This window comes from Granulicella paludicola (genome assembly GCF_025685545.1).
GTDB lineage: Bacteria > Acidobacteriota > Terriglobia > Terriglobales > Acidobacteriaceae > Granulicella > Granulicella paludicola.
On record NZ_JAGSYC010000023.1, the window covers coordinates 18,449 to 40,940 of the forward strand.

The following is a 22,492-nucleotide window of genomic DNA, read 5'->3' on the forward strand; positions in this document are numbered from 1 at the left end:
TCTCAGAAGCGAGACGTGGGGCACCCGAGTGGTTGGCTTAGCCGAGGAGGTCGCTGACGATGTCTTTGGCTGCCGAGAGGGTGGCGTCGAGGGCAGAGGTATCGCTGCCGCCGGCTTCGGCGAGGTCGGGACGACCGCCGCCTTTGCCGCCTACCTTGGCGGCGAGAGCGCCGACGATCTTGCCGGCCTGCAGCTTGCCAGTGAGGTCCTTGGAGACGCCGACGATGAGCGAGACCTTGCCTTCGTTTGCGGCACCGAGGATGACTACGCCGGAGCCGAGCTTGCCGCGCAGTTCGTCGACGAGGTTGCGCATCTGGGACTTGTCGAGGCCGTCGACGCGCTGGGCGAGGACCTTGATGCCCTTGACCTCAACGGCTGAGCCTGCAGCGTCAGCGGTTGCGGCGGAGGCGCTCTTCATCTTGAGCTGCTCCAGCTCGCGGCGGAGCTTCTTCATCTCTTCTTCCTGCGCGTTGACGCGGGAGCGAAGAGCTTCGGCGCTGAGATCACTGCCGCCGACGAACTGGCTGGCGACCTTTGAGACTTCGGCATCGCGACGGAAGAGATCGAGAGCACCGGTACCGCTGACGGCTTCGACGCGACGGACGCCAGAGGCGACGGCACCTTCGCCTACCAGCTTGATGAGACCGATCTCGCCGGTGGCGGAGAGATGGGTGCCGCCGCAGAGTTCGGTGGAGAAGTCGCCGATCTTGACGACGCGGACACGGTCGCCGTACTTTTCGCCGAAGAGGGCCATCGCTCCGTACTCGTGAATGGCTTCGTCGATTGGAACATCGACAAAGGTCTGCACGGTGGAGTTTTTGAGGATCTGAGCGTTCACGATTTCTTCGATCTCGCGCAGCTCTTCTTCGGCGACGCCGGTGAAGTGCGAGAAGTCGAAGCGGAGACGATTGGGGTCGTTGAGCGAGCCAGCCTGCTTGACGTGGGTGCCGAGCACCTGACGCAGAGCGGCGTGCAGGAGATGGGTGCCGGTATGGTTGCGCATGACGGCGGAGCGGACCTCGCCGTTGACCTGGGTGTCGACGGTGTCGCCGACGGCGATGGTCTGCTTGGCGATGACAGCGTGGGCAAAGACGCCCTGGACGGGCTTTTTGCAGCCGGTGACCTCGGCGACGATGGTGTTGTGGTCGCCGGAGTAGAGCCAGCCGACATCGCCGACCTGACCGCCGGAGTCGGCGTAAAAGCTGGTGGCGTCGAGGACGACCTCGCCGGTTTCGCCGGGCTGGAGGGTGGCGACACCGACGCCTTCTTTGACGAGAGCGAGGACCTTCGCGCCATCGACGCGGAGGGCGGAGTAGCCTTCGAATTCGGTCTTGGGGAGTTCGCGGTAGACGGGGGCTGCGGACTTTTGATTGCCGCCTTTCCAGGAGGCGCGGGCACGGGCTTGTTCTTCTTCTTTGGCGCGCTCGAAGCCTTCGAGGTCGAAGTCAAGACCCGCGTCACGTGCGGCATCCTGAATGAAGTCAAGGGGAAGCCCGAACGTTTCGTAGAGATTGAAGGCGTCTTTACCTGCATAAACAACGGGCTCACGCAGGATGTGATTCGTGCCTCCTTCATCGCCCCAATATTCACCGTTGAAGTCCGGTTGGTACTTCTCTTGAATGTTGTAATAGGCCTTATTCAGCGCGCTTACTTTTGCAACCTGCTCTTGAGATGAATCCTCTCCCGGTTTCGGGTGAGGTCCCGCTTCGTGAGCCGCTTCGGCGCGCTTGAACTCATCAAATAGTTTCTTGCGCTCGATCAATGCCTCTAATTGCTCATCGAGTTTTCCAAGAGCAGATGCAATCACCCGCGCGAACTGCTGCTCTTCTGCGAGGACGACCTTGGCCACGCGCTCTGCTGATTCCTTCAACTCCGGATACGCCGCAGCCATCTCATCGCGGACGGCGTAGACCATCTCGTGCATGAAGGGCTTTTCCTGACCGAGGAGGCGACCGTGGCGGATGCCGCGGCGGAGGATCTTGCGCAGGACGTAGCCGCGGCCTTCGTTGGCGGGGAGCACGCCGTCGGAGATGAGGAAGGTGCTGGCACGGGCGTGGTCGGCGATGATGCGGAGCGAGGCTGCGTGCTTGTCGTCGGAGACGGCGAGGTGGGCGATGTCGGCGGGGGTGAGGGTGGCAGAAAGCGGTTGGGTGGTGGCGGCGCGGTCATGAGCGTCGGGGTTCTTCGACTGCGCGTCACGATGAAGCTGTGACGCTTCGCCCAGAATGACGGCATTCGTGGGGGTGTCGGCAGGGGAAAGTCCCTCAGGGGCTAAAGCCCCTCCTTCAGGTTGCGCAGTAACGGACGGGCTGAAGCCCGTCCCCTTCAAAGCGGGCGAAGTCCCGTTACCTGCGCCGGAGTGGGTGAGGCGGGCGGCGGCGGCGATGAGGGGGGTGAAGAGGTCAGACTCGTAGTTGGAGAGCTTGCCCTGGAGAACGGCGCTGAGGCGTTCGAGGCCCATGCCGGTGTCGATGCTGGGCTTGGGCAGTGGGGTGAGGGTGCCGTCGGAGCTGCGGTCGAACTGCATGAAGACGAGGTTCCAGATTTCGACGTAGCGCTGGTCGTCCTGCGGGAAGGGTTTGTCTTCACCTGTTTCGCTGGCAGCGAAGCCGAGGTCGTAGAAGATTTCGCTGCAGGGGCCGCAGGGGCCGGTGTCGCCCATCTGCCAGAAGTTGTCCTTGGCGGACATCTCGAAGATGCGTTCCTTGGGGACGCCGATTTCGATCCAGAACTGCTCGGCCTCGTTGTCGCGCGGGACAGAGTCTGTGCCTTCGAAGATGGTGACGTAGAGGCGGTCCTTGTCGATGGCGAACCAGTCGGGCGAGGTGAGGAGCTCCCAGGCGAAGGCGATGGCGTCGCGCTTGAAGTAGTCGCCGAAGCTGAAGTTGCCGAGCATCTCGAAGAAGGTGTGGTGGCGGCGGGTGAAGCCGACGTTTTCGAGATCGTTATGCTTGCCGCCGGCGCGGACGCACTTCTGGCTGGTGGCGGCGCGGGAGTAGGGGCGGACCTCGGCGCCGAGGAAGACGTCTTTGAACTGGTTCATGCCAGCGTTGGTGAACAGCAGCGTCGGGTCGTTGGTGGGAACGAGGGAGGACGAGTGCACGCGGCGGTGCTGCTTGGTTTCGAAAAACCTCAAAAACTCTTCACGAATCTGGTTGCCGCTCAAGTTGCGCATAGAGATTAAGTTTATCAGTGCAACGGATGGCAAAAACTTCCCCGAGACTCTTCGCGTTCAGGTAGCGTCATATCCATTAGCTATGATCCTGGCCCCTCACGCGCTCGCTTTCCTACTCGCCGCACCGGCGGCTCATGCTTCTGCGGCGCACCATGGCGGCAATTCTTTTGTGCATTTTCTGTTTCGGTTTGGGCTGTTCGGGTTGCCGTTGATTTCGGCGGTGGACAGCTCGTTTGTGCCGCTGCCGATTCCGGGTGTGACGGATATCTTGATCATCGTGTATGCGGCGAGCAAGGCAAACCTGTTCCTACTGGTGGCGCTCGCGACGATCGGGTCGGCGGCGGGTGGGCTGTTTTCCCATGCGGCGGGGCGGGCCGGTGGGCTGGCGTTCCTGGAGAAGCATGTGTCACCCGCGATATTGAAGCGGGTGACGGAATGGATGGACAAGCACGCGATCCTGGCGGTGGCTCTGCCGGCGCTGCTGCCGCCGCCGATGCCGCTATCGCCGTTTGTGCTGGTGGCGGGGGCGGCGCATATGTCGCGCAGGAAGTTCATGACGGCGTTTACGATCAGCCGCTTTGTGCGGCACTGCCTGGCGGCGTGGATCGGCGTGCATTATGGGCGGCATGTGATCCATCTGTGGAACCAGTTTTCGGCAAAGTGGGGCGTGACGATTCTGGTGGTGCTGTGGACGACGATCATTCTGTTTACGGCGATTGCGATCTGGCAGCTGTATAAGACGTCGCGGGATTTGAAGCAGGGTGGGGCTTCGAGTGGAGCCGGTTCGCAAGGAGCGAAGTCTCAGGGAGCTAAGCCGCAGCAGGCATAGGGGTTCGGGGGGCGAACTTGCGCTTGTAGTAGGCGGTGGTGAGGACGATGGCGGGGACTCCGAGGGCGGTGGGCCAGAGCCACAACCACAGATGGTTTCCGAAGAGGCGAGGCAGCGTGACGACGCTGAAGGCTGTCCACGCTGCGATGTAGCTGCCGATAAAGTTGCCGAGGTGGGTGTACCACCAGAACATCTTTTCGGTGGGTTTGCGGAGAAAGCTTTTCATCTGGACGAAGGCGAGGCGCATGCCGAGCAGGCCGAAGACGATGGCAACGGGGCCCATGTTCTGGACGACGGCGTTGTGGAAGGCTCCGAGATAGGCGAGCAGGAAGCTGGAGGCAAAGGTGAGGCCGCCGGCGATCCAGTCGATAGGTTTGGCGTGGCCGCCGCGGGTGAGGTCTTTGAGCTTGAGCACGCGATAGCCGGAGAACGCGGCATAGAAGCTGAAGACCGCAACCATCGCAAGGAAGAGCACAGGACGATAGAGCGCCATGGGGAGCGCGGTGATGGCGACGCCGCCCATCGCCCAGAGATAGACCATGCCCCAGCGCTTATGCAGCTTGCCGCCTTTGGCGGTGGCCAGCGCGACGGGTGCGAGCAGGAAGGAGCCGAAGCCGCAGGCGATGTGTATGGCTAGCAAGGTCTTCATCCAGAGTGGATCGGATGCCATGGTTCACCTCGGGTGTTCGGTGTGCGGCTGTCTGCAGACACTATATCCACAAACGTGGGCAATGCTAAACTTGTCCATGTGCCGGGTCCTACGCGACGTATTCCCGCCAACCCCGCCAGGTCCGGAAGGAAGCAACGGCAACGGGCCAATATGGGTGCAGTAGGGAAACCCGGTACACTTCCCCCAACTACAATTTCAGCTTTCATGCCGTTTCGGTGCCTCGGGGTTATCGACAGGATGAGGCTGTGTGGTCCTTGTTGAGCAGCGTTGAGTGGTCGGAACGCGATACCATTCACATTGTTGTTCTTTTGCCTAATGCTGTTTGTACCTGGAGGTTGAAGTTTTGAGTCTGTCGTTGAAGCCCCGCCACTCGGTCCGTGCCAAGATTTCAGCTGTCGGAGCGTATGTTCCGCCTCGCCTGCTCACCAATGCGGACCTGGAGAAGATGGTGGCCACCAACGATCAGTGGATTACTGAGCGGACCGGCATCCGGGAGCGGCACATCGTCGAGCCGGGAACGCCGACGAGCGATCTGGCGACGGAGGCGGCGAAGATCTGCCTGGCGAACCGCGGGATTGGGGCGGAAGAGGTGGATGCAATCATCGTGGCGACGGTGACGCCGGACATGATGTTTCCGGCTACGGCCTGCCTGGTGCAGGCGAAGCTGGGAGCTACGAAGGCCTGGGGTTTCGATCTGTCGGCGGCGTGCTCGGGGTACCTGTACGCGCTGCAGATGGGGGCGAAGCTGGTGGAGTCGGGCGCACACAAGAAGGTGCTGGTGATCGGAGCGGACGTGATGAGCTCGATCATCGACTATACGGACCGATCCACGTGCATTCTGTTCGGCGACGGTGCGGGAGCGACTCTGATTGAGCCGTGCGAAGAGGGTGAGGTCGGCTTGATCGATTACCTGCACGAGGTGGATGGCTCCGGCGCGAGCGCGCTGAATATGCCGGGTGGCGGCAGTCTGCATCCGGCGACGCATGCGACGATCGATGCCAAGCAGCACTTTGTGCATCAGGATGGCGGCTCGGTATACAAGGTGGCGGTGCGCAAGATGGCGGAGCTGGCTGAAGGCGTGCTGAAGCGGAACGAGATTACGGGCTCAGACATCGACTGCTTTATACCGCACCAGGCGAACCGCCGCATCATCGAGGCGACTGCAGACCGGCTGGGGATGCCGCTGGAGCGGGTGGTGATCAACATCGACCGCTACGGCAACACAACGGCGGCGACGATTCCTCTCGCGATGGATACGGCGATCAAGGAAGGCCGCCTGAAGAAGGGCAGCCTTGTGCTGCTGGCCAGCTTTGGTGGCGGATACACGATCGGGTCGACGCTGCTGCGCTGGGAGTTCTAGCGTCGCGTCGGTAGAGTATTTGCATTTTGGGTCGGACCTTCGGCCCTCTGGTTCCGTTGCGACTCTGAACCCAGGCCTGCGGCCTGGGTTGTTATGTGACCGCGCCGTTGGCGCTAAACAAAAAAATCCGACTCGTCGAGCATGGGCTATTCCATCAGACCCAGCAGGCGCACTATCGCCAGAGCGTTGGTAGTGCGGTTGACGCCGGGTTTGAGCAGGTAGTCGAAGCCCAGCGGGTCGTCCTCGTTGGGGCTTGCCATGTGGACGTTGCTGCCGCGCAGTTCTTTGATCTCGGCGAGTTCTGCCAGGGCGAGATCGTGCGTGGAGAGAGCGCCGATAGCTCCAGTGTGGAGCAGGCCGCGAACGACGGCTCCAGCTGCTTCGCGCCGGTCGGCAGAGTTGGTGCCACTCAGGATTTCATCGATCAGGAAGAGACATTGCGAGGGGTTCTCGCGAGCGAGAGTAAGCAGAGAGCGAAGGCGTTCGACCTCGGCGAGGAACTTGGATTTGCCTTCGGCGAGCGAGTCGCGAACGGCGAGGGAAGCTCCTACGCGCAGGACACTGAGGCGCAGCTTTTTTGCAGGGACTGGAGCGCCTGCGAGGCCTAGCACCGTATTGATGCCCACGGTGCGGAGCAAGGTGGATTTGCCTGCCATGTTGGAGCCTGAGATGAGCAGGAATTGCGTGTCGCCGCTGAGACGGACGCTGTTTGCCACCGCCTTACCACGCGGCAGCAGAGGGTGCCGCATAGCGACGGCGTCGAAGACAGCAGAGCCTTCGACGATTTCGGGGTAGACGTTTTGATCGTGTTCTGCGGCGTAGGTTGCGAGGGCGAGCAGGGCTTCGAATTGAGACCACGCTGCGACCCATTGCCGCATCGGTTCGCCGTAGCGTGCCTTCCAGTGGCGAAGCGCGTAGGCGGCGTGCGTGCCTCCGCAGAGGATGACGGATAGCGTGGAGAACCATTCCTTGTCGCGATGCTCGACGACCATCAGCCAGCGTTCGAGGTAGCGGAGCACCTCGTCCTGATTGACGCAGGCGCGTTGCAGTTCGAGGAGCAGGTCCGATTCGAACCTGGCTTCCTGCAGAATCTTAAGGCCACGGCGAAGGATGGCGGTTTGTCCGAGGAGTTTCTTGGCTGCCTTGAGTTCCTTGACGACGTCGGGCTTGAGCCAGAGGCACAACATGCCCTGCGCCAGCAGCAGCGATTCGATGAAGCGGAGATACTTTGTGAAGGCTCCATAGCGAAGTTCGCCGAGCAGGAGAAGCGAGATCCAGGCGATGTTGACGGCGACCAGCAATGGGCGAATCCATGGCGCGGGAGCGGGGGTTTCTACGTCGAGCCACTGCTCGTAGGTCTCTGCGGGGATCTCTTCGAACTTCGAGGCACCGAGCAGGGCGACGCGCTCGCGTAGATCGAGCGCAGGGGTTAGTTCTTTGACGGCTTCTTGTCGGCGGCGCGTCTCCGCTGCGGTGGTGGAATCGAGCAGCAGACCGACGAGCGCCTTCTGGCCGATGGCGGTGCGTGTCGTTGCCAGCAGACCTACGAGAGACTCGGGGCCGACGACATCGAGATCCCAGGCGCAGAGATGGTCGTAGGAGACGAGAGCTTCGCCAGTATGTCCGCTCTGGGTTTCGACTTCGTTGACGCGGTCGAGCGCGGTTCCGTAGAGGCTCGAGAGGCGCATGGCCTTCTGCTCCTGCGCGCGGAGCATGCGCCAGTAGATGCCCACGGCCGCTAATGGTACGAGGACCGCGAGAACGGCCCAGTAACTGCCGTGCGCGAAGATCGCAAGGTAGCCCTGTCGGCAGGCCATCGCTACGAGTATCGCTACGCCGAAGCCATACATATCACCTCGGGTCTTAAGCCGCGCAAACTCTCCGTTCGCAGCCGACCTGCGCCGCTCGTACTCACCAACGATCTGTTCTGCCATGTGCTCAGGATAGCCTTTATGGCGAAGACAGATGCAAACGCAGAACCCCCTTCGGGGATGACGAGCAAAGATGACAAACAAAAAGCGAGGGCAAGAGCGCCGGGAACGCTTGCCTGTTTCGAGAGGAAACACATACCCTTGCGCCATGCGATTGTTCCTCTTACCGCTGGCCCTTTGCGCAACGTCTGCGCTTGCTCAGGATGTCCACGTGAAAGTCGATCCGAACGGCGGCGGCAGCATTGCCAGCACGGATAACTTCCCTACGATTCAGAATGCACTCGATCATCATCCGTTTGCGCCGCCGGGGTATCGCGTGGTCATCTCGATTGCGCCGGGGGTGTATCACGAGCGCATCGTTGTGACGCAGAACCATAGCGACATCACGCTGATCGGTCTTGGGAGGTCGCCGGAGGATGTGGTGATTACGAATTCGCTGAATGCGAAGACGGCTGGCGGCACGTATGTGACGGAGACGGCCGAGATCAATGGCACGGCGTTCGAGGCGGATAATTTGACGTTCGAGAACGCTGCGGGGAACACCGGGCAGGCGGTGGCGATTGCCGTGCGGAGTGATCGTGCAGTGTTCAAGCATGTGCGCTTTCTGGGGCACCAGGACACGCTGTTCGCCGACTATGGGCGGCAGTATTACGTGGACAGCTACATCGAGGGTGGGGTGGATTTTATCTTCGGCAATGCGGCTGCGGTATTCGATCGCTGCGAGATTCATGCGAACGGCCCAGGGTATCTGACGGCGCAGTCTCGCACCGATGACAAGCAGTCAACGGGGTATGTGATTACGCACTCTCGGGTGACGACCTCGCTTGAGGCGACGCCTCCTCCGGCTGCAGGAGAGGCTGGTGCGGCGTCTACTGCTGCGGCGAAAAACATGACGGCACTGGGTAGACCGTGGCGACCATTTTCGAGGGTGGTGGTGATGCATACGGAGCTGCCAGCGCAACTGAATCCGGCAGGGTATACGGTGTGGAAGCGTGGCGATGCGGAGCCTCCGCAGGCGTATTACGCGGAGTATCAGAACTCTGGCGATGGGTGGCAGCCGGAGAAACGCGTGAGCTGGGAGCACATGCTGACTGCGAAGGAGGCGGCTGCTTTCGAGCCGCGGGTATTTCTTCGTGGCAGCGACAAGTGGGACGCCGTTGCTGCGGCGGCGAAGCTGCCTTAGGCTGCCAGAATCTGGTAGAAATGCAGAAGGCAGGAAGCAGACCTCTATTGCATGCTTCTTGTTTGCTACGCCCTGTTTCCGCTTATGCATCACATTATTGCCGCTATCAAATCCGGAACCGATCCTGTTGCGCCGCTTCCGCCGGGAGCCTTTACGCGTCAGCTTGATGAGGCGATTTACTGCCCGAAGTGCAGCGTGTATTACCTGCTGCATGCCGACTATGAGGCCTCGGTGAACCGATTCTTCGAGCAGGAGACTCGGCGGCATCTTTCGATTCTGAAGAAGGCTGTGATGATGGGTCACGAACTCGATCATCGCGTGACGCACTTCGAGACGAATGGCGTGACGGTGGTTCGGCATGTGCCAGAGAAGATCGAACTGCCACCGATGCCTCGGCGGGTGATGTAGGGTGTTGGATCAGGAAGTGTCTAACGAATCGTTGCGACCTCAATGGTGGGTCCAGCCGCAGCTGTCGCAGACTGTTGGGCTACGGCACTTCCGCCAAGAGTCAACGTCAACGCCAACAACATCATCCGCATCCGCACACCTCACTTCTACTCTAAGACGCGCAGGAGCGGCATCGGTCTCTTATCGGGACGGAGGCACCCGTCCGCAGGGATCGTTCGAACACGAAACCCATATAAAACCTGCTAAAATAAACCTCTGTGAGCCTTACCCCCACCCTCGAAATCCCAGTCGCAGAGTCTGAGCAGAAAGCCCGCCCCAAGGTCGGCTTCGTCTCCCTCGGCTGCCCCAAGAACCTCGTCGACTCCGAGGTCATGATGGGCCTGCTCCATCGCGGTGGCGCGGAACTGACGCCGCGTGCGGAGGATGCCGAGATTCTGGTGGTGAACACCTGCTCCTTCATCGACTCTGCCAAGCAGGAGTCCGTCGACACCATCCTGGAGATGGTGCAGCACAAGATTGGGAATGGCGGCAAGGCGCAGAAGCTGATCGTTGCAGGCTGCCTGGTCGAGCGCTACCGCGACGAGATCCGCAAGAACATTCCCGAGGTCGATGCGGTGGTGGGCACCGGCGAGCTGGAGGCGATCCTGGAGGCTGCAGGGTTGAACCGGCCAACGGCTGCCGAGAACAACTCGCCTTTCGCGATTTTGACGACCGCTCAAATTGAGCGCCATGCTTCTGCGGTGAATCAACATTCGCGGCCTGAAGGCACCGGCGACCAGATCGTCAACGAGACCTCCAGCCGGCCCGAGGGCGATGCCCGCGAACAGGCTGGCCGCTTCTCTCGCGAGGCTTGGGATGGTGCGACGGCGGCCCTGCCGAGCTACCTGTACTCAGACGAGACGCCGCGTATTTTGACCACGCCGCGCGCTTCGGCGTACATAAAGATCGCGGAGGGCTGCGATCATCCGTGCAGCTTCTGTATCATCCCGCAGCTACGCGGGAAGTTCCGATCGCGGCCGCTTGCCTCGATCGTTGCTGAAGCAAAGTCGCTGATTGCGCAGGGCGTTCGCGAGATTACGCTGATCGGTCAGGATACGACCTGCTACGGCGAGGACCTGCCGAAGAGTGAGACTACCGGGAAGCGGCCGGAGCTGGCGGACCTGCTCGACGCGCTGGCGCCGCTGCCGGGGCTGAAGTGGCTGCGCTTCTTGTACGCGTATCCGAACAAAGTCACCACGCGCCTGCTGGAATCGATTGCGAAGCACGACAGTGTCGCGAAGTATCTGGATGTGCCGCTGCAGCATGCGAGCGCGAATGTGCTGCGTCGCATGAAGCGCGGAGGCTCTGCGGATCGCTTTCTGCAGATCATCGAGAAGGCGCGTTCGATCGTGCCAGGCCTGGTGCTACGGACGAGCTTTATCGTCGGCTTCCCAGGCGAGACCGAAGACGACTTCGAAGAACTGATGGCGTTTATTCAGGCAGCGAAGATCGACTGGCTTGGCGTGTTCAGCTACTCGGATGAAGAAGGTGCGGGCGCGTTCGAGTTGGACCAGAAGGTGCCGAAACGGACGATTGAATCGCGCCGCCGCAAGTTGATGAAGTTGCAGCAGAAGATCAGTAAGAAGGCACGCAAGCAGTGGATTGGGCGTGAGCTCGACATCCTTGTTGAGGGCGAGAGCGAAGAGACGGAGCTGCTGTGGCAGGGCCGCTCGCTCGATCAGGCACCGGAGATCGATGGCAAGGTGCTGATCAACGATTTTGGGCCGCATGAGGTGCTGGTACCCGGCACGTTCTACCGCGCCGAGATCACTGAGTCGCATGATTACGATGTTGTGGCTCGCATCATCGAGTAGGCGATTCGGAGTAAGCTGAGCAGACCATGGCTGACCTCTCTTCGAGCTTTCGCGATCTTCCTATGTTTCGGCTTGCGGGGATTCGCCGTTTCCACGATCTGGCGACTGCGCCTGCGACGATTCCCGATCAATGGCACGACCTGCACGCGAGTGGACTGCCCGGGCTGGCTGACGCGACCGTCACCTATGGCGCTACGTGCCAGGTGGATATGCCGAACCAGCGGCTGGAATATCTTGCAGGGTACGAGGTGCTGGACTTCGAGAACATTCCGGTGGATGCACGCATGATCGTCCCAGCGGCGCACTATGCAGTCTTCGAGATCGCGACGGTGGCGGAGGTTCGGCCGTTCTGGCAGCAGTTTTTTGAGGAGTGGCTGCCGGCATCGGGTCATCAGCCTGCCGATACGCCCAACTTCGAGCGCTATGACGAGCGGTTCGATCCGGTGACGCGCGGGCCGTTTGAGATTTGGATACCGATCCAGCGGTGAGGTTTTGGGGACAGGCTCGTGCTTCGCACATCGCTACTGCAAATACTGAGGTTTCTCCACTGCGCATCGCGATGAAGCTGCGATGCTTCGGTCGAAATGACAGGCTTATGGGAAGAGGAGGAAGTCAGCTTTCACTCTTCACAAAGTGGAAAAGAAAGGCCCCCATTTGGGGGGGCCTTTCTCACATCTCAACTTCGCTTTGCAGCGAAATTACATGCCACCGTTGCCGGTGTTGTGAGCTACAGCTGCCTTGTAGCCCTGGGTGAAGGTGCTGCGGTATGCATCCTTGTCAGCTCCCTTTACGGGCGGGTGGTTGTAGAGGTAGCTCTTGGAGGCTTCGACGGGGCGCTTGGCAACCGTGTCCAGCTTGGCGGCTTCGATGCCGTCCTTGTAAGCCTGTGCCTGCTCTGAACCTGCGGGGGGCGTCATCCAGTCTTCCTGGGCCGCTGCCTGTGTCTGGTTCTGAGAGCTCTGGGCCGCCATCATCATCGGGGCGGTCATCATCGTCACTGCCATCAGTGACGTAGCGATACGGGTCATCATCTTCATGGGTCTTGCCTTTTACTGCATTGATACCGTCGACGTCGTGGTCGAGGCTTGTTGCTGGGCGGTGATCTGCACAATCAAACAGACGAAAGATACGCCCGCAGAGTTGCCATTTGCAAGTGGAATCTCAGTAAGAAACACTCTTTTAATGCAAAAGGCTTCGCAGTAATCGTCTCGCGATGCGATTTAGCGATTGCGGCTGGACTCTATTCCGATCTGGGCGACGTGGATTATCCTTGTAGATGCCGTCGCGGGTGCCTCCCTCCTGCGACCTTAGGAAATCGCCATGCCAGCTACTAAGCCTATCTTTTGCCCCATTTGCCGAAAACTCGTTGAGCCAACGAACGAGGACTTTCCGTTCTGCTCCGACCGATGCCGCGTGATCGATCTGGGCAAATGGGCCTCCGGAGACTACAAAATCAGCTCGCCGATCCTCGATCCCGACCTTCTAGAAGATCTGGAGCATGCGCAGCAGCAGAACCACCCGTTTTCGGACGATTCGAAGTGGAAGAATTAGTGGCTACCCCGGTCGCAATCGGTCGTAAGACTCGCTGGGCATGGCTCACGGGGACATTCTTTGGCGCGGGCTATCTGAAGCCTGGGCCGGGCACCTATGGCAGCGTCGCCGCGATGCTGCTCTGGTATGCGGCGGCGCACGCGATTCCGTCGAGCGCGACGGCGCTTTCGATCGCGACGGCAATTTCTGCTGTGGTGGTGACGCTGATCGGGATTCCGGCTTCGACGATCGTCGCCCGGGAATCGGGGCGCGAGGATCCTGGCTTTGTGGTCGTGGACGAGGTGGCGGGGCAGCTTATTGCGCTGATCCCGATGCACGCAGACTGGCGGCATGCGCTGATCGGGCTGCTGTTGTTTCGGCTTCTGGACATCTTCAAGCCGTGGCCGATACGCCGTTTCGAGGCGCTGCCGGATGGGACCGGGATTATGCTCGATGATGTGGCTGCCGGGTTGATCGCGCTGGTTCTGGGGGCGGTGGCGCAGCACTACGCCTGACAATCACAGGCTAGGGTTGAATTTTCTCCGCCGCAGGCCTAGACTGTTACTAGCAGACGAGTTTGTTCTGCCGCAGTCGTCCAAAGTATCGGCGACATAGCCGTGAACGCACCGGCAAAAACGGCGGAGTAGATGAGTGAGCGAAAGCTCACTTTTTGTTTGCTCTAAAGACTGTTTTCATTCCGGCTGCCGATGCCGGAGAGTTCGAACAAATCGGCAAGCACCCGCACCACAAGACGACCCATGGCCCTGCAGATAGAGACAATTCGCGCCACCGCCGACCGCGTAGCGGCATCCTTCCACCTCGACGTCGTCGACATCGAGTTCACCGGCGGCAGCAAGCACCGCACACTCCGCGTGTTCCTCGAGAAGGACGCCGAGGCGCGGGCCAAGTTTGCTGCTGAAGCCGCAGCGAGCGAAGAGGCTGGTTTGCCCAAAGGCGTGCCGGTCGAGCAGCTTTCGTTCGTTACCCATGAGGACTGCGCTGATTTCGCTCGCGACTTTGGCACAGTGCTTGACGTGGAAGACCTGATTCCAGGCGCGGAGTACACGCTCGAGGTGAGTTCCCCGGGCCTCGAACGAAAGCTGTTGAAGCCCGCAGATTACACCCGGTTTATCGGTTCGATCGCGAAGCTGCAGACCTTCACGGCAGTGGAGAATAATCGCCACTTCACCGGCCGCATTACCGCCTTCGCGGATCAGACCGTTACGCTCGACCTGAGTGCGGTCAAGCAAAAGGGCAAGAACAAGAAGGCGCCCGCCCAGCATTTGGTTAATCTGCCTCTCGCCAACATCGAGAAGGCCAACCTGGTCGCTGAAATTTAGAACGAGTTGTCTATTCTCAGTTCCCAAGAAAGCAATTCAACACTGAGAACTAGCAACTGAGAACTGACTATCGGAACACCGCATCACACAATTTCATAGCCGCACCACAGAAACGAGAACACATTATGGCAAGTCCGCTATACCAGTCCATCGAGCTCCTGAGCCGCGAGAAGAGCATCGATCCCGAGATCGTCGTCACCGCCGTTGAAGATGCAATGGCCCTGGCCACGCGCAAGTTTTACAAGACCGTCGAAAACATGCGCGGCGAGCTCGATAAGGAAACCGGCGAGATCCGCGCCTACGTCTACAAGACCGTCGTTGAAACGCCGGAGCTGGTCGAAGATCCTGACAACCAGCTGACGCTGGAGCAGGCGCGCGAGATTGCGCCCGAAGTTGAAGTCGGCAGCGAACTGCGTTTTTACAAGGACACCACTCCGCTTGGCCGCATCGCTGCCCAGATGGCGAAGCAGGTGATCTTCCAGAAGGTCCGCGAGGCAGAGCGCGATACCGTATTCAACGAGTACGGCAGCCGTACGGGCGAGATTCTGAATGCGACCGTCAAGCGCCTTGAGCCGATGGACGTGATCTTCGATATTGGTAAGGCGGAGGCACGCATGCCCAAGCGCGAGCAGTCGCGCCTGGAGCAGTTCGCTATCGGCGAGCGCGTTCGCGTGGTGCTGCTGCGCGTCGATCGCGCGGCCAAGGGACCGCAGGTGATCGTCTCCCGTGCCGCGCCGGCGCTGGTGCAATCGCTCTTCCAGAGCGAAGTGCCCGAGATCTACGACGGCACCGTCAGCGTGCGTGCCATCGCACGTGAGGCCGGCGAGCGTACGAAGATCGCTGTCCAGAGCCGCGATAAGGACGTCGACCCGGTCGGCGCCTGCGTGGGTATGAAGGGTATGCGAGTGCAGTCCATTATCCGCGAGTTGCGTGGCGAGAAGATCGACATCATCGAATTCTCGGAAGAGATTACGACGTTCGCCGAGAAGGCTCTGCAGCCTGCAAAGGTCAGCCGCGTCAGCATCACTGACCTGGCGGAGAAGCAGCTCGAAGTGATCGTCGATGATACGCAGCTTTCGCTGGCCATCGGCAAGAAGGGGCAGAACGTCCGTCTTGCTGCCAAGCTGCTGCAGTGGAAGATCGACATCAAGAGCGAAGAAGAGAAGCGCCAGGAGGTCGAACAGCAGATGTCCGGCATGGGCGGCGGACCTTCGACGCCCATCGAGCAGGTCGTCGAGCTGGGCGAGTCTGTAATGGAGAAGCTGATCGCGGCGGGTATCACCACGGTCGAGAGCCTCGCCGACATGACTGCCGAAGAGCTGGGAGAGATCCCGGGCATCGGTGAGAAGACGGTCGAGAAGATTGCTGTTGCTGTTCGCCACTACTTCGGTCAATACGAAGAGGGCGAAGAGCGTCCGGCAGCTCCGACTCCGCTGGTTGAGCCGACGCTCGCAGCCGGTGAGGAGGCGATTGCCGCCGCAGCTTCTGACGGTGAAGTCGCATCTGATAGCCCTGAGGTGCATTCCATGACACACACGCCCGAAGAGATCCTCGCCTCGCACGCCGGTGAGGGCACGCTCGAAGAGATCGATACCGTTTCGTCGGAAGATATTGCCGACGAAGAGGACCGCGAATCCCTCTCCGACGCGAACGACGAGAACGATGCGCGCGAAGAGCGCATCGAGCAGGACAACGACACGATCGATACGCTGGTCGACGAGGCGCAGGAAAACTCGAACGAAGGCATCGACTAACCCAGTATTTGAAGGGGACGGACTTCGGTTCGTCCCTTTCATGCCCTGAAAGCGTGGGGCAGACCCGGATTCCCGGCCTTAATTGGCTGAAATCTTAATCATTTCAAGGGATAATAGCCTTGAACCCAACTTCTGCTCGATTGAGGCTCTATGAATAGCTAAGTGCCGCAGGAACAGACATCGCCCGGCTAACGCCGGAACCAGAAGGATTGAATGAGCAAAGTTCGCATCAACGATCTTGCACGAGAGCTGGAAGAAAAAAGCAACGCCATTCTCGATGCACTCAAAGCGGTAGGCGTCACGGAAAAGAAGACGCACTCCAGCTCCATCGAGGCTGATGAGGCCGAGAAGGTGCGTGGCTACTTCAAAGGCGGATATCGCCAGACGGCCAATCGGGCACCTGCCGAGCCCAAGAAGCTTGACCTCTCTGCCGCTTCCAAGCCCGGCGACATTGCGCGCGCCATCCTTGAGCGCAAGCAGCAGGCAGAGGCCGCAAAGAATGCCCCACCGCCGCGGCCGTCCGTCGCTGTCGTCGCTCCCGGCAGGCCTCCTGTCGCTGTCGTTCCTCCAGCTTCCGTGCCCGCTGCTGCCGCAACATCTCAGACCGCTCGGCCTGTAGTTTCGGTGGCTCCGCCGCCCGCAGGTTCCACGCAGACGCCCGATGGCCCACCGCCGCCGCGGCGTATCGTTCCCATTCCGCGTCCACCTGCGCCGGTCTATACCGTTGCGCCGCCTCGGCCCCCTGCTGTTGTGGTTCGGCCTGCCGCTCCGGCGGTCGCTTCGACCACTCCCACGGCACCTGTCGTCGTGAAGCCAGCGGCTCCCGCACCGACAGCTCCGGTCGCAAGCGCAGCTCCGGCGGTCGTTCCCTCCGTCGCAGCAGCAGGGACATCTGCTCCCGCAGCTCCGGCTGCGCCTGTGGCCCCATCGACGCCGGCGGCTGAACCCGCTGCCGCAGCCCCTGCGGCTCCGGTCGCACCCGCAGCGCCTGTCCGTCGCGTCATCATGCCGCAAACCGGCCCGCGCCCCTCTTATAACGCTCCCCCGCCGCCTCCGGGTGGTCCGCGCACGCCGATCTTTCAGCGTCCGCGCCCCGGCTTTGCAGGTGGTCCTGGCGGACCCGGCGGTCCCGGTGCACGTCCTGGAATGGGCGGCAGCATGGCTCCCGGCGCTCGCCGCCCCATGCACCCCACACGTACCTTCCCGGGCGGCCCTGGTGCTGGTCCTGGAGGTCCCGGTGCACGTCCTGGCTTCGCGCCCGGCGGTCGTCCCGGCTTCCCGCCGCGCCCCGGCTTCGGTGGTCCGCGTCCTGGAGGCCCAGGTGGCCTGCTACCGCCGACCGAAGGAGCTCCGGCACCCGGTCGTCCCGCTCGTCCCGGCCCAGGCCGTGGCGGTCGTGGAGCACCACGCTACGAAAAGAACAAGGAAGTCGCGCTCAAGGGCTATGCCCCGAGCCGCGGTGCTGCGCACATCCCGATGGGCGAAGTGCCTATCACCAAGACCATCACTGTCACGGAAGGCATTTCGGTAAAGGATCTCGCCGAGAAGTTGGAAGTTCGCGGTAAGGACCTAATCGCCACTCTTCTTATGAAGGGTGTCATGGTCACGGTGAACCAGTCGCTTGACGGCGAACTGGTGAAGGAAGTCGCCCGCCAGTTCGGCGCCGACGCTACCGTCATCTCCGTAGAAGATCAGCTCGAGAACGAAGCTCTCGAAGGTCTTCTGCAGGACACCACCGGCCTCGTCGAGGTTGTGCGCGCGCCTGTGGTCACCATCATGGGTCACGTCGATCACGGTAAGACCTCGCTGCTCGATGCCATTCGTTCCACCGACGTCGCCGCTGGCGAAGCCGGAGGCATCACCCAGCACATCGGTGCCTACAAGGTCCACGTGACGAAACCCGATTCGCCGGCCTTCGGTCGCGAGATCGTCTTCCTCGATACACCGGGTCACGAGGCCTTCACCCGCATGCGTGCTCGCGGAGCGAAGATCACCGACATCGTCGTGGTCGTGGTCGCTGCCGATGACGGCGTGATGCCCCAGACGCTCGAGGCCATCGATCACGCTCGCGCTGCGAAAGTCCCCATGATCGTCGCCGTGAACAAGATCGATAAGCCCGAAGCCGATGCCTCCCGCGTGATGCAGCAACTGGCCGCTCGCGGTGTGCAGGCTACCAGCATGGGTGGCGACATCGAGTTTGTCGAAGTCTCCGCGAAGAAGCGTCTCAATCTCGACGGACTGGAAGAGATGATCTGTCTCGTTGCCGATACGAATGAGCAGAAGGCTACGCCGGATCGTCCCGCAGTCGGAACGGTCATCGAAGCCAAGCTCGATCGTGGTCGCGGTGCAGTTGCGTCGATCCTTGTGCAGAACGGAACTCTTCGCCTGGGAGACAGCTTCATCGTCGGCAACACCTTCGGCAAGATCCGCGCCATGTTCGACGATCGCGGTAAGGAGATCAAGGAAGCCGGACCCTCGACCCCCGTCGAGATCCTCGGCCTCGAGTCCATCCCGGATGCGGGCGATACCTTCCTCGTCATGGCCGATCGCGATCGTGCCAAGGAGATTGCCAAGTACCGCAGCATGAAGGAACGCGAAGCTATGCTCGCCAAGTCCTCTCGTGTTTCGCTCGAAGGCCTCGCCGAACAGATCAAACAGGCGGGCGTCAAGGACCTCAACCTCATCCTCAAGGGCGACGTGCAGGGCTCGGTCGAAGTGCTGGCCGATTCGCTGCAGCGCATGTCGACCGAAAAGGTACGCGTCAAGGTGCTGCACTCCGGTGTGGGTGCCATCACAGAATCCGACGTGCTGCTGGCGACGGCTTCGAACGCTGTCATCATAGGCTTCAACGTCCGCCCCGACCGCAACGCTGCGGAAGTGGCTGCCCGCGAGAACGTCGAGATTCGTCTGCACTCGATTATCTACGAGCTGCAGGACGAGATCACGAAGGCGATGTACGGCCTGCTCGATGCCGTCTACAAGGAGAACTATGCGGGCCGTGCAGAAGTCCTGCAGGTCTTCAAGATCACCAAGGTCGGTCAGATCGCAGGTTGCATCGTTCGCGATGGTCTCATCAAGCGCGACGCGCAGGTACGCGTTCTCCGCGATGGCACGGAAGTCTGGAAGGGCAAGATCTCCAGCCTCAAGCGCGTCAAGGAAGATGTGTCCGAAGTCCGTCAGGGCGTCGAGTGCGGTATCGATCTCGCCGGCTTCAAGGACATCAAGGCAGGCGACGTCATCGAGGCCTACACCACGGAGAAGCTGGCCGACGAGCTCGGTCGCAACTCCGCGGAAGCCAAGAAGGAACGCGATGCCGAGGCGCTCAAGGCTGCGAAGGATGCAGCCAACGAGGCAGCCAGGGCCGCGGAAGAGACTGCCAACGCCTAAAGCATCACAACTACATAACAGGAAGGGCCGGGATACTCTCCCGGCCCTTCCTGTTTGCGTCGCGGCCAAGGGCGCTCTTGTGGACTCAGCCCTCTTCGGAAGCAAAGATAACAGCAACTTCGAAGATCTCGAGGATCAGAGTATTGCTGGGTTTATGGCATCACGCCTGGCTTTGGCGTGAACAGCGGCGTGGAAACAGGATTGGGGGGCGCCGGTGACCTCCGTCATGGACGAGTTGCCCTGGTTGGCGACCCACACGAATTTCAGAGGGTCTAGAGATGTCCGGGCGGCGGCTGCTCCAATGCAAGCGAGCAGCTCCGACTCGTCAGGCTATTTAGCTTTTTTTCTTCTTTGCCGGAGCGACCGCGGCTACGAGCGCCGCGATGATTCCTGTACCGATGGGTGTGCCGAGGCCGGTGCAGGCGTCCCAGCCGGGGCCAGCGCTGAACGCGCCATTGTTACCCGAGGTGATGTCACGAAAAGCTTTCTTAGCGCTCGCCGCGTAGAGCACAGGATTCACAAAACCGACGGGGGTCTTGCTCTGGGCGTTCGCTAAGGCGATGAGCCCCGCCCAGAGCGGGGCCACAGCGCTGGTGCCGCCGATAACGGTGGTAGAACCGTCTACACGGACCACGTAACCTGAGGCAGGATCGGCATCTCCGGCAACATCCGGCACACCGCGGCCGCCACCAGCTGCGGAAGCCGCCGGCACTCCTGCGTTCGCTTGCCACGCGGGCAGTGGAAAGATGGTGCTGACACCGCCGCCCGTTGCGCCTTCGTTGGAAGCGAGCTCGTTCCAAACGACCTCGCTGGTAATCGTGGAACCTGAGCCGGCGATTTTAGTGCCACCGCAGGCCAGGACATTCGGGCTGGACGCCGGGAAGTCTACGTTGTTGCCGGTGCCACCATCAGTAGAGCCGTCATCACCGGCGGCCACTGTAATCGTGACCCCCAAGGCTGCGGCTGCCTGGCAGGCGGCGTTCAGTGACTGGATGGATTGCGACGTCCAGCTGGCTTCAGGGCCTCCCCAGCTGATGGAGATGACGCTGGGCTTGTTGGTCGTGTCATGCACGGCGGTAGTGATGGCGTCGATAAAGCCCTGGTCCGTGTTGGGAGCGAAGTAGACGGCAAGGTTGGCCCCCGGAGCGACGGCAGCGGAGACTTCGATGTCGAGCATCACCTCACCGTCGGCTCCGCTGGCGGTGCTGGGGGAGTTCTTGCCACCATCAACGGAGATAGCAACAACCGAGGGCGCCGTCTGCCCTAGGGTCTTGAAGTAGGCGGTGAGGTCAGCCGTCTTATAGCCGCCGCCCAGCTCAATCAGGCCGATGGTCTGCCCTTTCGCGGAGGCTCCGGCGGGGAAGCCGTAGAGCTGCGCGATCTGGACGGGAGTAAACGAGTTATTGGTCGCCTTTTTGCCGGCCTGTCGAAAGTGCGGTTTCGCCTGCGGACGGTTGTCCAGACCAAGGACAGCCAGCACGAGGCCGTCGAGCGACTGCGGAACGTACACGACACCTTCGCGGACACGAAAGGTTCCCTCGTTCGTCGACACTTGCGACAGCGTGACACCGAAGGCTTTCTGGATGTTGGCAGCAGTGCCCTTCACCTGCACGATACAAGGTCCAGGGCCATTGGTTGCTGTGAGCCCAAACTCTTTCGCGAAGGACTTCACGAGCTTGACCGAAGCCGGATCAGCGCCGTAATTCTTCGCGAACGCCGCGCGCGACATGCGTTCGGAAGGAGTTCCCTTCTTCAGCTTCAGCTGGTCTTTGGGGTTCAGCACCAGCGATACCGTGATGCTGCCTGAAATTTTCGCGACTTTGGGGCTGATCCCGCCAAATGCTGGCTTGTCGCTGCCTTCGATTGCTACCTTCGCCTGTGTCGCAAAGCTTGCTGCCGCTGCCTTTTTCGCTGGGCTTTTCTTCGCTGCACTCGTCTTCACAGACTTCTTCGCCGCCACCTTTGTCGCCATGATGAAACCTCCCGTTCTCTGTATTGGTAGAGCTGAATCATAGACGCTGAGAGTCATGCAACCAGGAACGGACAGCAGGTCCTACCCTGCGGTCAGGATGCCGCTTCCATCCGTTCAAGACGATAACTGCAACAGAGACTACCTATGAAACGTGCCCTAGTAAGTGAGGACCCGCCGAACATCGGACATTCGGAGACTACACCACCCTTGGATGCCACGCACCAGAAAGAAGGGAGACCGGACGCACCTGTCTCCACTTCCTCCACCCTACTTCAACTGATTCATGGTCTCGATCACGGTGCGTTCGGGAGTTTCTCCGAGAGCGACCTTGAGGATTTGCGCCTGCATCCATAGGTAATCTTTGCCAGTGGAATCTTTCTGATAATGCTGGTTGAAGTAGGTCGGCACATCCTGCCCTTCGGGTACGGGACTCGGCTCCTTATCGAGCGCGGCCGCGATGATTGTGAGCTTCGCAACGACCTCGGGATCGTGCTCTTTCCAGTAGGCCAGCGCCACGCGAACGCCCGCGAGCTCGCGCTGGTAGGGCGTCAACTTCAGGGTAAGGTTCTTGCAGTTCTCCCACCAGTGCACGGTTTCGGCAACGACGATCCACTGGTGCGCGTAAACATCGAAGAGTTCCCTGGCCTGCGCCTCGGTGGCTCCAGCTCCGGCCAGGTTATAAAACACCGCGGACTCCTCAGGCTTCAACTGCTTCCAATCGGGGGTCACAAGGGTGTCCGTAACTTTTTCGTATTCGCCGAAGAGCGGTGTATCGGCGACCACAATTCCCGGCGCAGGGAGGCGACAGTAGAAGCCGTCCTCACCGATACGATCGATGAAGGCGTCGCGGACGTCGATGCTGGTCTGCAGGGTCTGTGGGTTCTTGAACGCGTACTGCGGTTCTTTGGGGTTCTTCATCTTGTCAGAAAACTGCCCATAAAGTGCAGCGCTACATCCCTGAACCAATACCGTCGCAATTGCAATCCCGCGCAACCAATTCATCCAACAACACCTCGCTAAACCTTCTACTACCTACAACTCTTAGATGCATCTTCGCCCAATCTCATCGCTGTCATTTCCAGAACCGAACAGGGAACCTC

17 protein-coding genes and 1 other RNA gene are annotated in these 22,492 nt (G+C 60.7%); 12 read left to right on the forward strand and 6 right to left on the reverse strand.

Going from position 1 to position 22,492, the window contains the following annotated elements; genetic code table 11:
* Positions 1 to 37: 37 nt before the first annotated feature.
* Positions 38 to 3,175, reverse strand: coding sequence for an alanine--tRNA ligase (alaS, locus tag OHL14_RS07445; RefSeq protein ID WP_263378710.1), 3,138 nt, complete (start codon positions 3,173 to 3,175; stop codon positions 38 to 40).
* An 82-nt stretch (positions 3,176 to 3,257) separates the two neighbouring features.
* On the opposite strand from alaS, the gene OHL14_RS07450 reads away from it, so the two are divergent.
* Entirely contained in the window at positions 3,258 to 4,004 is a 747-nt protein-coding gene (locus OHL14_RS07450) for a YqaA family protein (protein WP_263378711.1), read from the forward strand.
* On the opposite strand, the gene OHL14_RS07455 is transcribed toward OHL14_RS07450, so the two are convergent.
* Positions 3,985 to 4,674: a DUF2306 domain-containing protein gene (locus OHL14_RS07455; RefSeq protein ID WP_263378712.1), complete on the reverse strand. Its 690-nt coding sequence runs from the start codon at positions 4,672 to 4,674 to the stop codon at positions 3,985 to 3,987. The two genes, OHL14_RS07450 and OHL14_RS07455, sit on opposite strands and share 20 nt — an antisense overlap.
* A 79-nt stretch (positions 4,675 to 4,753) precedes the next feature.
* Here OHL14_RS07455 and ffs point away from each other — a divergent pair.
* Positions 4,754 to 4,852, forward strand: an RNA gene (ffs, locus tag OHL14_RS07460) — signal recognition particle sRNA small type.
* 165 nt (positions 4,853 to 5,017) lie between these two features.
* Complete coding sequence (locus OHL14_RS07465) at positions 5,018 to 6,034, forward strand: beta-ketoacyl-ACP synthase III (RefSeq protein ID WP_263378713.1); 1,017 nt, start codon at positions 5,018 to 5,020, stop codon at positions 6,032 to 6,034.
* Between the two features lie 146 nt (positions 6,035 to 6,180).
* Here the strand turns inward: OHL14_RS07465 and OHL14_RS07470 are convergent, their stop codons facing one another.
* A complete protein-coding gene (locus OHL14_RS07470; RefSeq protein WP_263378714.1) occupies positions 6,181 to 7,968 on the reverse strand; it encodes a MutS-related protein in 1,788 nt (595 codons plus the stop codon).
* 145 nt (positions 7,969 to 8,113) lie between these two features.
* On the opposite strand from OHL14_RS07470, the gene OHL14_RS07475 reads away from it, so the two are divergent.
* The 4 genes from OHL14_RS07475 (at position 8,114) to OHL14_RS07490 (ending at position 11,897) form a co-directional block, all read left to right on the forward strand.
* Positions 8,114 to 9,148 (forward strand): pectinesterase family protein, encoded by a 1,035-nt coding sequence (locus OHL14_RS07475; RefSeq protein ID WP_263378715.1) that lies wholly within the window; start codon positions 8,114 to 8,116, stop codon positions 9,146 to 9,148.
* 84 nt (positions 9,149 to 9,232) lie between these two features.
* A complete protein-coding gene (locus OHL14_RS07480; RefSeq protein WP_263378716.1) occupies positions 9,233 to 9,556 on the forward strand; it encodes a hypothetical protein in 324 nt (107 codons plus the stop codon).
* Between the two features lie 257 nt (positions 9,557 to 9,813).
* Complete coding sequence (gene rimO, locus OHL14_RS07485) at positions 9,814 to 11,409, forward strand: 30S ribosomal protein S12 methylthiotransferase RimO (RefSeq protein WP_263378717.1); 1,596 nt, start codon at positions 9,814 to 9,816, stop codon at positions 11,407 to 11,409.
* 26 nt (positions 11,410 to 11,435) lie between these two features.
* Positions 11,436 to 11,897, forward strand: coding sequence for a GyrI-like domain-containing protein (locus OHL14_RS07490; protein WP_263378718.1), 462 nt, complete (start codon positions 11,436 to 11,438; stop codon positions 11,895 to 11,897).
* A 210-nt stretch (positions 11,898 to 12,107) separates the two neighbouring features.
* On the opposite strand, the gene OHL14_RS07495 is transcribed toward OHL14_RS07490, so the two are convergent.
* Entirely contained in the window at positions 12,108 to 12,446 is a 339-nt protein-coding gene (locus OHL14_RS07495; protein WP_263378719.1) for a hypothetical protein, read from the reverse strand.
* A gap of 283 nt (positions 12,447 to 12,729) precedes the next feature.
* On the opposite strand from OHL14_RS07495, the gene OHL14_RS07500 reads away from it, so the two are divergent.
* The 5 genes from OHL14_RS07500 to infB all read left to right on the forward strand — a co-directional run bounded on the left by OHL14_RS07500 (position 12,730) and on the right by infB (position 19,420).
* On the forward strand, positions 12,730 to 12,960 hold the full coding sequence (locus OHL14_RS07500) for a DNA gyrase inhibitor YacG (RefSeq protein ID WP_263378720.1): 231 nt from the start codon (positions 12,730 to 12,732) through the stop codon (positions 12,958 to 12,960).
* Entirely contained in the window at positions 12,960 to 13,454 is a 495-nt protein-coding gene (locus tag OHL14_RS07505) for a phosphatidylglycerophosphatase A family protein (protein ID WP_263378721.1), read from the forward strand. The genes OHL14_RS07500 and OHL14_RS07505 overlap by 1 nt, the downstream gene beginning before the upstream one ends.
* A gap of 243 nt (positions 13,455 to 13,697) precedes the next feature.
* The gene (locus OHL14_RS07510; RefSeq protein ID WP_263378722.1) at positions 13,698 to 14,279 is read left to right on the forward strand and encodes a ribosome maturation factor RimP; all 582 of its coding nucleotides are present in this window, start codon (positions 13,698 to 13,700) and stop codon (positions 14,277 to 14,279) included.
* 125 nt (positions 14,280 to 14,404) lie between these two features.
* Positions 14,405 to 16,033, forward strand: a complete 1,629-nt coding sequence (nusA, locus tag OHL14_RS07515; RefSeq protein WP_263378723.1) for a transcription termination factor NusA — start codon at positions 14,405 to 14,407, stop codon at positions 16,031 to 16,033.
* Between the two features lie 213 nt (positions 16,034 to 16,246).
* Complete coding sequence (infB, locus tag OHL14_RS07520; protein WP_263378724.1) at positions 16,247 to 19,420, forward strand: translation initiation factor IF-2; 3,174 nt, start codon at positions 16,247 to 16,249, stop codon at positions 19,418 to 19,420.
* Between the two features lie 334 nt (positions 19,421 to 19,754).
* Here infB and OHL14_RS07525 read toward each other — a convergent pair whose 3' ends face one another.
* Entirely contained in the window at positions 19,755 to 21,392 is a 1,638-nt protein-coding gene (locus OHL14_RS07525; protein ID WP_263378725.1) for a S53 family peptidase, read from the reverse strand.
* Between the two features lie 267 nt (positions 21,393 to 21,659).
* Positions 21,660 to 22,394, reverse strand: coding sequence for a hypothetical protein (locus OHL14_RS07530; protein WP_263378726.1), 735 nt, complete (start codon positions 22,392 to 22,394; stop codon positions 21,660 to 21,662).
* Between the last annotated feature and the right edge of the window lie 98 nt (positions 22,395 to 22,492).

Bases quoted from the DNA above. Each gene is read 5' to 3' on its own strand.
- alaS (WP_263378710.1), bottom strand. From the start codon at position 3,175: ATGCGCAACTTGAGCGGCAACCAGATTCGTGAAGAGTTTTTGAGGTTT.
- OHL14_RS07450 (WP_263378711.1), top strand. From the start codon at position 3,258: ATGATCCTGGCCCCTCACGCGCTCGCTTTCCTACTCGCCGCACCGGCG.
- OHL14_RS07455 (WP_263378712.1), bottom strand. From the start codon at position 4,674: ATGGCATCCGATCCACTCTGGATGAAGACCTTGCTAGCCATACACATC.
- OHL14_RS07470 (WP_263378714.1), bottom strand. From the start codon at position 7,968: ATGGCAGAACAGATCGTTGGTGAGTACGAGCGGCGCAGGTCGGCTGCG.
- OHL14_RS07475 (WP_263378715.1), top strand. From the start codon at position 8,114: ATGCGATTGTTCCTCTTACCGCTGGCCCTTTGCGCAACGTCTGCGCTT.
- OHL14_RS07480 (WP_263378716.1), top strand. From the start codon at position 9,233: ATGCATCACATTATTGCCGCTATCAAATCCGGAACCGATCCTGTTGCG.
- OHL14_RS07490 (WP_263378718.1), top strand. From the start codon at position 11,436: ATGGCTGACCTCTCTTCGAGCTTTCGCGATCTTCCTATGTTTCGGCTT.
- OHL14_RS07495 (WP_263378719.1), bottom strand. From the start codon at position 12,446: ATGAAGATGATGACCCGTATCGCTACGTCACTGATGGCAGTGACGATG.
- OHL14_RS07500 (WP_263378720.1), top strand. From the start codon at position 12,730: ATGCCAGCTACTAAGCCTATCTTTTGCCCCATTTGCCGAAAACTCGTT.
- OHL14_RS07510 (WP_263378722.1), top strand. From the start codon at position 13,698: ATGGCCCTGCAGATAGAGACAATTCGCGCCACCGCCGACCGCGTAGCG.
- nusA (WP_263378723.1), top strand. From the start codon at position 14,405: ATGGCAAGTCCGCTATACCAGTCCATCGAGCTCCTGAGCCGCGAGAAG.
- infB (WP_263378724.1), top strand. From the start codon at position 16,247: ATGAGCAAAGTTCGCATCAACGATCTTGCACGAGAGCTGGAAGAAAAA.
- OHL14_RS07525 (WP_263378725.1), bottom strand. From the start codon at position 21,392: ATGGCGACAAAGGTGGCGGCGAAGAAGTCTGTGAAGACGAGTGCAGCG.
- OHL14_RS07530 (WP_263378726.1), bottom strand. From the start codon at position 22,394: ATGAATTGGTTGCGCGGGATTGCAATTGCGACGGTATTGGTTCAGGGA.